Genomic DNA, 12,640 nt, shown 5'->3' with positions numbered 1-12,640 from the left:
CGCCCCCCGGCCGGCGTCTCGCCCACCCCCCCCGCGCCCCCGCGGCCGGTTCGGCTTTCAGAGGGTGCCGGGCTCGCTCGCCTGCAGCGCGCGGCGGGCTGCGCCTATGGCGTGGGGGTCCCAGCCCGGGCGGGGGACGGAGTCCATGAGCAGGCGGGTATAGGCGTGGTTCGGCAGGGCCAGGACGTCGGCGGTGCGGCCGGATTCGACGATCCGGCCGCGGCGCATGACGATGACGTCGTCGGTGACGCACCGGACGACGCCGAGGTCGTGGGTGATGAACAGGTAGCCGATGCGGGTCTCCTCGCGGATGTCGGTGAGGAGGTTGAGGATCTGCGCCTGTACCGACACGTCGAGCGCGGCCACGGCCTCGTCGAGGACGAGGATGGCGGGCTCGACGGCGAGCGCCCGGGCGATCGCGACGCGCTGCCGCTGCCCGCCGGACAGTTCGCGGGGCAGCGCGTCGGCGGCCCGGGTGCCCAGGCCGACCTGGTCGAGGAGCGTGCGGATCCGCGGGGCCGGGTCGGTGGCGGGCCGGTGCAGTTTGAGGGTCTCGCGGAGCACGGCTTCGACGCTGGTGCGCGGGTCGAGCGACAGGTAGGGGTCCTGGAAGACCATCTGGATCTGGCGGGCCCGGGCCAGGCGCTCGGCGCGCCCGCGGGGCTGCGCCGTCCGCTCCTGGCCGCGGACCCGCACGCTCCCCGCGTCGGCGCGGTCGAGGCCCACGACGATGCGGGCGGTGGTGGTCTTCCCGGAGCCGGACTCGCCGACGATACCCAGCGAGCCGCCGTCGGGGAGCGTGAAGGACACCTCGTCGACGGCATGCACCTCGCCGAACGTGCGACACAGCCCGCGGACTTCGAGCAGGGGGTCAGGCATCGCCGCGCCTCCCTTCGAGACGGTCGCTGTGGTGGCAGGTGGCGGTGTGCGCCGGCTCGCCGCGGGCCGGCATGCGCCGGGGTGCCTCGGTGCTGCACAGGTCGCTGGCGAAAGCGCAGCGCGGCGCGAACGGGCAGCCCGCCAGTTCCTGCCGCAGGTCCGGGGGTTGCCCGTCGATGGCGGCAAGTCGTCCCTGCGGCGCGTCCAGGCTGGGGGTCGAGTCCAGGAGCGCTTTCGTGTACGGGTGCCTCGGCCGTGCGAACACCGATGCCGCGGGCCCGGTTTCGGCGATCCGACCGGCGTACATGACGTACACGCGGTCGCTGATCGCCGCCGCGAGGCCCAGGTCGTGGGTGACGAACAGCAGCCCGGTGCCGAACCGGGCGCGCAGGTCGCCGAGCAGAGCGACGACCTCGGCCTGTGTCGTGACGTCCAGCGCGGTGGTGGGCTCGTCGGCCAGCAGCAGCGCCGGGTCGCCCATGAGCGCGCCGGCGATCATCACGCGTTGCAGCATGCCGCCGGACAGGTGACCCGGGTGGCGGCGCAGCACGTCCGCGGTGAGGCCGACGGCTTCGAGGAGTTCGACCGCGCGGGCTTCCGCGGCAGCCGGTGTCATGATCTTGTTGAGCCGCATGCTCTCGGTGAGGAAGTCGCCGATGCGGCGCAGCGGGTTGATGGCGGCCCGCGGGTCCTGGAAGACCATCGCCGCGGTCTGGGTGCGCAGGCCGCGCAGTTGCCGGGTGTTCATGGCGAGGACGTCCTCGCCCGCCACGCGCACCGTGCCTTCCGTGGTGGCGCCACCCGGCAGCAGCCGCAGGGCGGCGCGCGAGGTGAGGGTTTTGCCGGAGCCGGATTCACCGACCAAGGCCACGGTCTCCCCCGTGCCGACGGTCAGGTCGACGTCGTCGAGGACCGGCCGGACGGTGCGCGGCAGGCGCATCCGGAGGCCGCGGATCTCCAGCGCAGCGTGGGAAACCCCGCGGGCCGCGGAGAGTGTCTTGCCCGCCGGGCTGTGCTTGGTCGTGTTCATCGGTTCCTCCCGGCGACCTTGTCGGCCCAGCGTTCGCCGACGACATTGAACGCGACGACGGTCAGGATGATCACGGCGCAGGGGACGACCGCGGACAGCGGGTAGCCGCTCTGGATCGCGGACTTGCCGTCGAAGACCATGCGTCCCCAGTCCGGGGTGAGGGCGGGTACGCCGAGGCCGAGGAAGGACAGGCCTGCCAGGTCGATGAGGGCGTAGCCGAAGTTGACGGTGCATTGGGCGAGGACGACGGGCGCGATGTTGGGGACGACGTGCCGCAGGCAGATGTCGGTGCCGGAGTGGCCTTGCACCTGGTAGGCGGCCACGTACGGGCGTTCGCGTTCGGCCAGGACGAGGGAGCGGGCCAGCCGGGCGACATACGGCAGATACGCAATCGAGAGCGCCACGACCGGCGCGACGAGCCCTTCGCCGTACACCGAGGTGAACAGGATGGCGAGCAGCAGTCCGGGGAAGGCGAGCGTGAGTTCGGTGGTGCGGGACAGGAACGAGTCGAGCCATCCGCCCCGCCATCCGGCGATCACGCCGACGGCACCGCCCGCGAGTGTGGACAGCACCACGACGCCGAGCGGGCCCAGGAGCGAAGTGCGGGCGCCCTCCACAAGCCGGGACAGAGTGTCGCGGCCGGCCGCGTCCACGCCGAGCAGGTGGTCCCCGGACGGCGCGGCGAGCGCGTTGCCCAGTTCCACGGTGTTCGGGTCGTGGGGGGCGATCCACGGCGCGAGCACGGCGACCGTCACGACGAGCGCGACGAACCCGGCGCTCGCCAGGTACAAGGGGCCGCGGCCGGTCGCGCGGAGCCGGGCGAGTCCGGGGCGGCGTACCAACGTCATGCTCATGCGGTGGCCCTCGCTCCCAGGGTGATGCGGGGGTCGACGACCGGCAGCAGGAGGTCGATGAGCAGGTTCACCGTCATGAACAGGCCGACGATGATGAGGGAGATGGCCTGGGCGACCGGGAAGTCCTTGGTGGTGGAAGAGAGTTCGAGGAGTTGTCCGATGCCTCCGACGCTGAACGCCGTCTCGACGAGGACGGTGCACACCAGCAGGCTGGAGACGATGAGTCCGCCGGTGGTCAGCACCGCGCCGAGGGCGTTGCGGAAGACGTGCCGGCTGATGACGTGGCGTTCGGGCACGCCGCGGCTGCGGGCGACCGCGACGTGTTCGGAATTGAGCTCCTCGAGCATGGCGCTGCGTGTGACCCGGGCGAGCATGCCGACGAGGTAGAGCGCGAGCGCGACGGCCGGGAGCGTCAGATGCCACAGCATGGCGCCGAAGCCGTCGCCGCTGCCGCTCCCGCTGGAGGGGAACCAGCCGAGTTCGACCGCGAAGAAGCCTTGCAGCAGGATCGCCGCGACGAACGCCGGGGTGCCGATCGCGAAGGTGGTCCCGACGAGGATCGCCGAGTCGGTCGCGCCGCCGCGCACCGCGCCCGCCCAGCCCAGGGCAAGCCCGAGCACCACCACGACGACGAGGGCCATGCCGACCAGCAGCAGGGTGGTGGGCAGGCGCGAGGCGAGCAGGTGGGACACGTCGGTGCGGTACTCGATCGACCGGCCGAAGTCGCCGCGCAGGATGTTGCCGAGCCAGCGCAGATACTGCTCGATGAACGGGTCGTTCAGGTGGTACTGCCTGTCGATCGCCGCGAGGGCGGCAGGCGAAGCCGACCGCCCTCCCAGCAGGAAACTCGCCGGATTGCCCGGCGCGAGGTACATCGCGCCGAAGACCACGAACGAAGCGCCGAGCAGCGTGGCGGCCATTTCCAGCAGCCGCCGGACGGCGAATCTCACGAAATTCACCCCGCGGCCCCCACATCCGCTGCCCACGGGTAGTACATGTAGGCGATGGTCGTCGGCGCGCCGGTGATCTTCTTGTTCAGGAAGACCGTCGACGGCCACTCGGCTATGGGCATCCACAGCACGTCGTCCGCGGCCTTCTGCTGGAGCTTCGCCTCCAGCGCGAACCGCTGCGCCGGGTCGTAGGTCTCGGTGATCCTGGCGACCAGGGCGTCGTACTCGGCGTCGCTGTAGCCCGCGTGGTTCTGGTAGCCGCCGGTGCGGAAGTTCCGCAGCAGGTCGACCGGGTCGGTGACGGACAGGTAGTACGTCTCCGGGAACATGTCGATGCCCTCGCGGGCCTTCGGGTCGGTGAACAGCGCCGAGAACGCGTCGGGGGCGATGGTCTTCAGCTCGACCTTGAGGCCGATCCGGGTGCCGGCGTCCTGGATCGCGGTGGCGACGAGGGAGACGTCCTGGCCGATCGGGCTGGTGGCGACGGTCACCGTCTTGCCCTTGGCACCGGCTTCCTCGACGAGCTTCTTGGCCTGCTCGATGTCCTGCGTGCTCGGCGGCAGGTGGTCGAACGCGGCGGCCTGCGCATCGGCCGGGGCACCCGCCCACGCGGCACGTGGGGTGAGCGAGCCGGTGGGCGTGCCGTTGCCCGCGAGGGCGGTCTTGACGATTCCGGGGCGGTCCAGCGCCATCGACAGGGCCTTGCGCACCCGGACGTCGGCGAGGGTGCCCTTCATGCTGGTGACGTTGACGTTGAGGGTGCTCAGGCCTTCGCCGAAGTACAGGGTGCCGGCGCCGCTGGTGCGCAGCCGCTCGTAGCTTTCGCTGGGGATGAGGAAGCCGCCGTCGACCTCGCCGCTGAGCATCGCGTTGGTGCGCGCCGAGGCGTCGGTGAGGAAGGCGAACTCGACGGTCTTCGCCTTGGCCTTGGTGCCCCAGTAGTCGTCGAAGCGCTCCAGCTTGAGCGACTGGCCCTTGGCCCAGTCGCCCAGCTTGTAGGGGCCGGTGCAGTCGAGGCTGCCGGTGGTGCCGTAGTCCTTGCCGGCCGCCTCGACGCCCTTCTTGCTCGCCACCACGCCCGCCGCAGTGGCCATGAGCTGCGGGAACAGCGAGTCGGCCTGCTTGAGCTTGACGGTGACCTGGAGCGGTCCGGTGGCGGTGACCGTGTCGACGTTCTCGAACGACTCGGCCCACGCGGCGCCGATCTCGGGGTCCATCTGGCGGCCGAAGCTGTAGACCACGTCGTCGGCGGTCATCACCGACCCGTCGTGGAACTTCACCCCGGGCCGCAAGTCGTACACCCAGGTGGTGGGGTCCGGGTTGGACGCCTTCTGCGCCAGGCCCGGTGCCATGGTCAGTTGCGGGGTCCAGCGCATCAGGCTCTCGCAGACGTTGGAGAGCACCGTGTTCTGCGGGTAGTCGAACGCCGCGGTGTAGTCCAGGGTGAGCGGTTCGGCGTACAGCGCCCAGCGGTAGGAGTCGATGTCGCCCTTGGCCGGCGGGGTGCCCGGGGACAGCCGGTAGTTCGCGGCCTGTTGGGCCGGGTCGTGCTTGGGCGGCCCGGAGCAGCCGGCGACCATCGCGAAGGCCGCCGCGGCGGCGGCGACCGGCAGCACCGTCCGGCGCAGGTGGCGCGCGCGGCCGCGGGCGTGGGGAGCGGGTCTCGTCATCGGAGGTTTCCTTCGGTGGTCATCGGGTGTGCGCGGCGGGGACCTGCTGGGTGATGCAGTGGACGCCGCCGCCGCCGAACGCGACGGTGCGGGTCGGGACTCCGACGACCTTGCGGTCGGGGAAGGCGGCCTGGATGACGGCGAGCGCGCCGGCGTCCTCCGGGTGGTCGGCGACCGGCACGACCACGCCGCCGTTGGCGATGTAGAAGTTGAGGTAGCCGACCTCGATCTCCTGGCCGCCCCACTCGACGAACGCGGCCTGGGTGACGTCGGTGATCTCGAACGGCCGCCCCTGGGCGTCGGTGGACGCCTCCAGCACCGCGCGGTTCGCCCGCATGCGTGCGTAGTCGGGGTGTGCCGGGTCGGCGGGCAGCTGCACGATGACCTTGCCGGGTGCGGTGAACGCGCAGACGCCGTCGACGTGTCCGTCGGTCTCGGTGTCGAGGAGCCCGCCGTACGGCAGCCAGACGACTTTGGTGACGCCGAGGCGGGCCTTCAGCTCGGCCTCGATCTCGGCGCGGCTCATCCCCGGATTGCGGTTCGGGTGCAACAGGCACTGCTCGGTGGTGATGAGGGTGCCTTCGCCGTCGACGGTGATGGCGCCGCCTTCGAGGATCATGTGCGAGCCGATCCGCGGGTCGCCGAGCACGTCGGTGAGGGCCGCGGCGATCTTGTCGTCGGCGTCCCACGGGTGGTGCTTGCCGCCCCAGGAGTTGAAGCGGAAGTCGACACCCGCCCGCGAACCCGCCTCGTCCAGCACGAAGATCGGTCCGGAGTCGCGGAACCACGAGTCGTCGATGGGGAGTTCGATGATCTGAATGCCGTCCCCGCAGAGTTCGCGGGCGTCTTCGGCCGAGCCGGGGACGGTGACCATCGTGACGGGCTCGAACGCGGATATGGCGCGCGCGACGGCGGCGTACTCGCGCTTGGCGTGGTCGAACATGTCGCCCCACAGCTCGGGCCGAGTGGGCCAGGCCATGAGGCAGCCGTCGTGGGGGGTCCACTCGGCGGGCATGCGGTAGTTCACGGGCTTCTCGTTTCGTTCGGTGGAGTTCGTTTGGCGGATCTCAGAGGAAATACAGCCGGTTCAGGGGGACTTCGTCCGCGGCTTCGGAGTGCACCGGGGTGCCGTCGAGGGTCACCAGGCCGGTGCGGGCGTCGACCTGCACGTGTCCGGTGCGCGCGTTGTGCACCATGTCGGCGGGGCCGATACCGCGGGTGCCGCGGACGGCGACCCGGCGGCGGCGCGTGGTCATGCCGTCGTAAGGCCGGTCGGCCGACCCCGACTCGGCGGCGGCCCGGCTCACGAAGGCCACCGACAGGTCGGCCGGCGTCGCGCCGTGCCCGCCGAACAGGGGACCCATCACCAGGGGCTGGCAGTTGTCGGTGGCGGCGTTCGGGTCGCCGGTGACGCCGTAGGCGGGGAACCCGGACTTGAGGACCATCTGCGGCTTCGCCCCGAACGCCGCCGGGCGCCACAGCACGATGTCGGCGAGCTTGCCGACCTCGATCGAGCCGATCTCGTGCGAAAGACCGTGCGCGATGGCCGGGTTGATGGTGAGCTTCGCGATGTACCGGAGCACGCGCGCGTTGTCGTCGTCCGGCCCGTCCCCGTCCGCCGGGCCGAACTCGTGCTTCATCTTCCCGGCGACCGCGAAGGTGCGGCGCACGGTCTCCCCCGCGCGGCCCATGCCCTGGGCGTCGGACGACGTGATGCCGATGACGCCCAGGTCGTGCAGGAGGTCCTCGGCGCCCATCGTCCCGGCCCGGATGCGGTCGCGCGCCATGGCGTCGTCGCCGGGCAGGTCCGTCTTGAGGCCGTGGACCGAGACGATCATGCCGTAGTGCTCGGCCACGGCGTCCCGCCCGAACGGCAGCGTGGGGTTGGTGGACGAGCCGATGACGTTGGCGACCCCGGCCATCTTCAGGACGTTCGGGACGTGCCCGCCGCCGCAGCCTTCGATGTGGAAGGCGTGGATGGTGCGGCCTTCCAGCACCGCCAGCGTGTCCTCGACCGACAGGCATTCGTTCAACCCGTCGGTGTGCAGCGCCACTTGCACGTCGTGGTCCTCGGCCACCCGCAGCGCGGTGTCGAGGGCGCGGGCGTGCGCGCCCATGTCCTCGTGCACCTTGAACCCGCAGGCGCCGCCTTCCGCGAGCGCTTCGACGAGCGGCGCCGGATCGGAGGCCGAACCGCGGCCCAGGAAGCCGATGTTCACCGGCCACGCGTCGAACGAGTTGAAGGCGTGCCGCAGCGCCCACGGCGAGTTGACGCCGACACCCCACAGCGGCCCGAACTCCTGGCCGATGATCGTGGTCACGCCCGACGCCAGGGACGCCTCCATGATGCGGGGGCTGAGGAGGTGGACGTGGGTGTCGATCGCACCCGCCGTGGCGATAAGGCCCTCGCCGGACACGATCGCCGTGCCGGTGCCCACGACGACGTCCACGCCGTCGAGGGTGTCCGGGTTGCCGGCCCGCCCGATCGACGCGATGCGTCCTTCCCGGATGCCGATGGACACCTTGCGGATGCCCTGGATCGCGTCGATCACCACGACGTTGCTGATCACCACGTCGCACGTCTCACGCACCGTCAGGGCTTTGAGGTGCAGGCCGTCGCGGGCGGTCTTGCCGAACCCGGCCAGGAACTCGTCCCCGGGGGCCTGCGCGTCGGACTCCACGCGGACGACGAGTCCGGAGTCGCCGAGGCGGATCCGGTCGCCGGCCCGGGGGCCGTGCACGGCCGCATAGTCATGGGCGTCAAGAGTGCTGCCGCTCACGGGAGTTCCTTTCCGAGCACGGGTTCGGGACCGGGTATGGAGTCCGCGCGGCCGGCGGACTGGTCGGCTTCGGCACCGAGGTAGCCGCAGGCCGCCGCGCGGCGCAGCGCCTCTGCTTTGGCGCCCGGGGCGTCCAGCGGCCCGTCGACCAAGCCCGCGAAACCGATCGCGATGCGCGCGCCGCCGATCGGCACCAGGCCGACCTGCACGTCGGCCCCGGGGTCGAACCGGGTCGACGCGCCCGCGGGCGCCGCCAGACGCATGCCGTAGGCGGCGGCCCGGTCGAAGCGGAGGCGCGGGTTGGCTTCGAAGAAGTGGAAATGCGAGGTGACGCTGACCGGGACCGCCGCGGTGTTGCGCACGGCGAGGAGCAGCGCGGGCTCGGGGCCGGGGGCGGTCGCGACCGCCGGGATCACCGCGCCGGGCGCGGCGTCGCCGTTGCCGGGATGGCCGAAGGGGTCGGCCACCACGGCGAGCCGGGTGCCGTCCGGGAACACGGCTTCGACGTAGACCTCGGTGACGAGGTCGACGACGCCCGGCAGCACGTCGTCCGGGCCGAGCACGCCGCGCCCGGCCGCGATCGCGTCCGCCAAGCGGTGCCCGGCGCGGGCCGCCTCGCAGACGGTGTCGGCGATCAGCGCGGTCGCCTCGGGCATGTTCAGCAGCAGCCCGGCGGCGCGGCGTCGGCGCGCGAGTTCGGCCGCGGTGAACAGCAGCAGCCGATCTCGCTCGGTCGGGGTCAACTGCACGGTGTCTCCAGGTGGTTCGGGGCAGGCGAAACAGAGCGGGCGGCTCGGGGCGGCCGGCTCGCGGCGGTCTGGCGGGGTGGCGGGGTGGCGGTCTGCCGGGGGGTGGTTCTGCCCGGGTGGCGGTTCTGCCCGGGTGGGGGTCTAGCGGGCAGCGGGCGCGGCCGGCTGGTCGTGGGTGGCGCAGTGGATGCCGCCGCCGCCGGACGCGACGGCGTCGATCGGGACGGGCACGATCTCCCGGCCGGGGAAGTGGTCGCGCAGGATCTGCCGCGCCCGGTCGTCGGCGCGCTTGTCGCCGAACCGCGGCATGAACAACGCGCCGTTGGCCACATAGAAGTTGGCGTAGCTGGACACGAACGCGTCGCCGCGTCCGGTGATCAGGTCCGGGTCGGGCTGCGGGAGGTCGACGACCTGGAAGCGCTTGCCCTGGGCGTCGGTCTCGCGCTCGAGCACGGTGCGGGCCTGGTCGCCGGCGCGCGTCCACGAGTCCGCGGGGCCGCCGGGGAACGGCGTGTCCAGCAGGACGGCCCCGGACGCGGCGTACCGGGCCAGGCAGTCGACGTGCGCGTCCGTGATGTCCTCGCCGCGGACGCCCGCGAACCAGACCACACGCGTGACGCCCAGCGTCCGCTTGAGTTCGTCCTCGATCTGCTGCCGGCCCTTGCCCCGGTTGCGGTTGTCGTTGACCACCGAGCTTTCGGTGACGAGCAGCGTGCCGCGGCCGTCGGTCTCGAACGAGCCGCCTTCCGCGACCAGGGGTGCTTGGCTGCGGTCGATGCCGTAGCGCGCGAGGACGGCCTCGGCGACCCGGGTGTCGTTGTCGTGGCGCTGCTTGTTCCCCCAGCCGTTGAAGTTGAAGTCGACCCCGGTGACGGTGCCGCCGTCCTCGACGAACACCGGCACGGTGTCCCGCGCCCACAGGTCGTCGACGGGGACGGCGACGACCTCGGTGTCGCTCCCGCACGCCTTCTGCGCGGCGTCCTGCTGGTTCGCGGCGGCCAGGACGACGACCGGCTCGTACGCGGCGACCGCACGGGCCAGCCCGGCGATGTCCTCGCGTACCGCGGTCAGGTCCTCGCCCCAGATCCCGGTGGAGGCCGGCCACGCCATGAACGTGCGCTCGTGCCGATCCCACTCGGCGCCCATCCGGCGGGCCGGAGACCCGGGAGAGCCCGTGGCCGCCCCTCCCGAAGCCTGCGGACCGGCGGTCTCCCCCGAGTCGCCGGGTGTTGCGTCCTCGGCGGCACAGGCGGTGGCGCCGAGGACGACGGCACCGGCACCGAGCAGGCCGCGCAACACGGCACGACGGGACGGGGAGACAGCGGACACGGGGAACTCCGGGAGGGGCGTACGAGGGGCGCCGGAGACGGCCGACACCCGGGGCGGTGCGGTTCGGTGCGGTTCAGTTCAGTTCGGTTCGGTGTGCTGCGGTTCGGTGCGATTCGATGCGGGAGGACGGTTTACGGCACCGGCTCCTGCATGGTGCTGCAGTGGATGCCGCCGCCACCGCCGCCGACGCGGTCGGTGTCGAGCTGCACCACCTGGCGGCCGGGGTACGCGGCGGCGACGACCTGGCGGGCCGCCTCGTCCTTGGTCCGGTCGCCGAACTGGGACATGACCACGCCGCCGTTGCAGACGTGGAAGTTGACGTAGGAGTCGACGAAGTCCGGGTTCGTCGAGCGGAGGGTGTCCGGGCCGTCGATGCGGATGACCCGAAGGCGGCGCCCGCGGGCGTCCGTCGCGACGGACAGGATCGCGAGCTGCTTGCGGGCGTCCTGCGCCCAGATGTCGGTGCGGTTCGCGGGCGGGACCTGCACCATGACGACACCGGGGGCGATGAAGCGCGACGTGGCGTCGATGTGGTCGTCGGTGATGTCCTGCCCCTTGATGCCGGGCACCCAGATCATCTTGGTCGCGCCGTAGGCGGCCAGCACGGCCTGCTCGACCTGCGCCTTGGTCATTCCGGGGTTGCGGTTGCTGTTGACCAGGCTGGACTCGGTGGCCATCACGGTGCCGTCGCCGTCGGTCTCGATCGCGCCGCCCTCGCCGGTGAATCCGACGCGGGTGAAGGCGAGTCGGTCGTAGGCGGCGATGTTCGCGGCGACCCGGGCGTCCTTGGCATGGGTCTGCTTGTTCCCCCAACCGTTGAACCCCAGGCCGATGGCGTCGCGGCCGCCTTGCCCGTCGGTACGGAAGACCGGCGCGGTGTCGCGAGCCCACAGATCGTCGACGGGGATCGAGCTGATGACGGTGACCGTGGAGCCGCACTTGGCGCGCGCGGCGCTCGCACTGGAGGCGTCCGGCGCGCACATGACCACCGGCTCGAACCGGGCGATGGTCTTGGCGATCAGGGCGATGTCGTTATGCACACCGGTCAGCTGACGGCCCCAGATGGCGGAACTCGCAGGCCACGCCATCCAGGTGCGGACGTGCGCGACGTCGTCGGACGGCACCCGCAGGGCCGCCGCGGCCCGCGCGGCGGGGGCCAGGACTGCTTGACCGCCGACCGCGAGGCCGGCCGCGCCGAGCAGGACCCCGCCGAGCACGCTGCGGCGCGAGGGACCTGCGCCGGCGGCCTCCGATGCGGGGCTGGGGATATTGCTGCGCGCTCCATGCATGGCTGACTCCCTGTCGGGTGATAGCTCCGCCGTCGGGCGGCACGGATGGACTCGGGTGGACGGGCTGTGCGGGCGAACCGGGGGTGACCGAACACCGCGGCGAACGGACACCCGGGTGGGCGGCACTGCGGCGCCCGAACCCTCGGGTGGACGAACTGAGCGGCGAGCGAACGCCCTGGAGACGAACCCTCGGCTGGACGGGCACTGCGGCGAGCAAACGCCCAGGTTCGATCGCTCGGGGTGGACGTCGGAGCTGCGGCGGCACGGGGACGCGCACGACACCGGCGCCCCGCCGGACGGTCCCGGAGGTTCTGGCGGTTTCGGCGGTTCTCGAGCCACCGGACCGGCCTGCCGACCCCGCGCCCCGCGATCGGGGGCTGCCGGGCGGCGGGCCGTCCTGGTGTGCCCACACTGTTCCACTGACTGAAAAGTCAGTCAATACTGCGGAGAGGATTCGGCTACGGACAAGGCGACGGGACTGCCCCGGCCCCCACCGACAGGCCGGGGCGTGCGCCCAGGTTCGCCCGTGAAGACCGATAGCCGCGCGACGCACCCTGCCACCCGGCACGCGACACCCGGGGCCGGACCTCACCACCGCCAACCGCCACGCGCACTCCCCACACGAGGAGTCGGCGCCACCCCACGAGTCAGGCAGCCAGGCTTGGCGCACCCCAGGCCCGAGTCCAGCCACAGCCCGCCGTCAAGGGCACAGCACCCGTGCACCCCACACGAGGAACCGGCACCACCACCCGCCGGCATCCGCCGCGAGCCAGGCAACCACGCCGACGCACCCCGGGCCTGAGTCTCACCACCGCCCACCGCCCACCGCCACGCGTGCAGCACGCGCACTCCTCACACGAGGACCGGCGCCACAACCCGCCACCCACCACGTGACTCGGGCAGCCATGCTTGGCACACCCCAGACCCGAGTCCCGCCACAGCTCACCGCCACGCGCACAGCACCCGTGCACCCCACACGAGGAACCGGCACCACCACCCGCCGGCATCCGCCGCGAGTCAGACAAGCACGCCCGACACACCCCGGACCCGAGTCCCACCACCGCCCACCGCCATGCGCACAGCACACGCGCACCCCACACGACGAAAGTG

General features: G+C 72.1%; 10 protein-coding genes. All 10 read right to left on the bottom strand.

Translation table 11 applies throughout. The features are described 5' to 3' along the window. Positions 1–57 precede the first annotated feature (57 nt). The 10 genes from ACPA54_RS36735 to ACPA54_RS36690 all read right to left on the bottom strand — a co-directional run bounded on the left by ACPA54_RS36735 (position 58) and on the right by ACPA54_RS36690 (position 11,530). Positions 58–879: an ABC transporter ATP-binding protein gene (locus ACPA54_RS36735; RefSeq protein WP_423536572.1), complete on the bottom strand. Its 822-nt coding sequence runs from the start codon at positions 877–879 to the stop codon at positions 58–60. After that, on the bottom strand, positions 872–1,819 hold the full coding sequence (locus ACPA54_RS36730) for an ABC transporter ATP-binding protein (protein WP_423536577.1): 948 nt from the start codon (positions 1,817–1,819) through the stop codon (positions 872–874). Before ACPA54_RS36730 ends, ACPA54_RS36735 begins: the two co-directional genes overlap by 8 nt. Before the next feature lie 86 nt (positions 1,820–1,905). After that, positions 1,906–2,763, bottom strand: coding sequence for an ABC transporter permease (locus ACPA54_RS36725; protein ID WP_423536570.1), 858 nt, complete (start codon positions 2,761–2,763; stop codon positions 1,906–1,908). Continuing rightward, positions 2,760–3,722: an ABC transporter permease gene (locus tag ACPA54_RS36720; protein ID WP_423536568.1), complete on the bottom strand. Its 963-nt coding sequence runs from the start codon at positions 3,720–3,722 to the stop codon at positions 2,760–2,762. Before ACPA54_RS36720 ends, ACPA54_RS36725 begins: the two co-directional genes overlap by 4 nt. Continuing rightward, positions 3,719–5,383 carry an ABC transporter substrate-binding protein gene (locus ACPA54_RS36715; RefSeq protein ID WP_423536566.1) on the bottom strand — a complete coding sequence of 555 codons (1,665 nt, stop codon included), beginning with the start codon at positions 5,381–5,383 and terminating at the stop codon, positions 3,719–3,721. Before ACPA54_RS36715 ends, ACPA54_RS36720 begins: the two co-directional genes overlap by 4 nt. A 19-nt stretch (positions 5,384–5,402) precedes the next feature. Next, positions 5,403–6,410 carry an agmatine deiminase family protein gene (locus ACPA54_RS36710; RefSeq protein ID WP_423536565.1) on the bottom strand — a complete coding sequence of 336 codons (1,008 nt, stop codon included), beginning with the start codon at positions 6,408–6,410 and terminating at the stop codon, positions 5,403–5,405. Positions 6,411–6,450: 40 nt separating this feature from the next. Continuing rightward, positions 6,451–8,163, bottom strand: a complete 1,713-nt coding sequence (locus tag ACPA54_RS36705; RefSeq protein WP_423536563.1) for an urease subunit alpha — start codon at positions 8,161–8,163, stop codon at positions 6,451–6,453. Beyond that, on the bottom strand, positions 8,160–8,912 hold the full coding sequence (gene ureA, locus ACPA54_RS36700) for an urease subunit gamma (RefSeq protein WP_423536561.1): 753 nt from the start codon (positions 8,910–8,912) through the stop codon (positions 8,160–8,162). Before ureA ends, ACPA54_RS36705 begins: the two co-directional genes overlap by 4 nt. A gap of 141 nt (positions 8,913–9,053) precedes the next feature. After that, a complete protein-coding gene (locus ACPA54_RS36695; protein ID WP_423536559.1) occupies positions 9,054–10,241 on the bottom strand; it encodes an agmatine deiminase family protein in 1,188 nt (395 codons plus the stop codon). 131 nt (positions 10,242–10,372) lie between these two features. After that, positions 10,373–11,530: an agmatine deiminase family protein gene (locus ACPA54_RS36690; protein WP_423536557.1), complete on the bottom strand. Its 1,158-nt coding sequence runs from the start codon at positions 11,528–11,530 to the stop codon at positions 10,373–10,375. Positions 11,531–12,640: the final 1,110 nt, after the last annotated feature.

Origin of the sequence: Uniformispora flossi (assembly GCF_049534875.1) — a bacterium.
GTDB lineage: Bacteria > Actinomycetota > Actinomycetes > Streptomycetales > Streptomycetaceae > Yinghuangia > Yinghuangia aomiensis.
The sequence above is the reverse complement of the archived record's forward strand: the minus strand, read 5'-3'. Positions and strand labels throughout refer to the sequence as shown.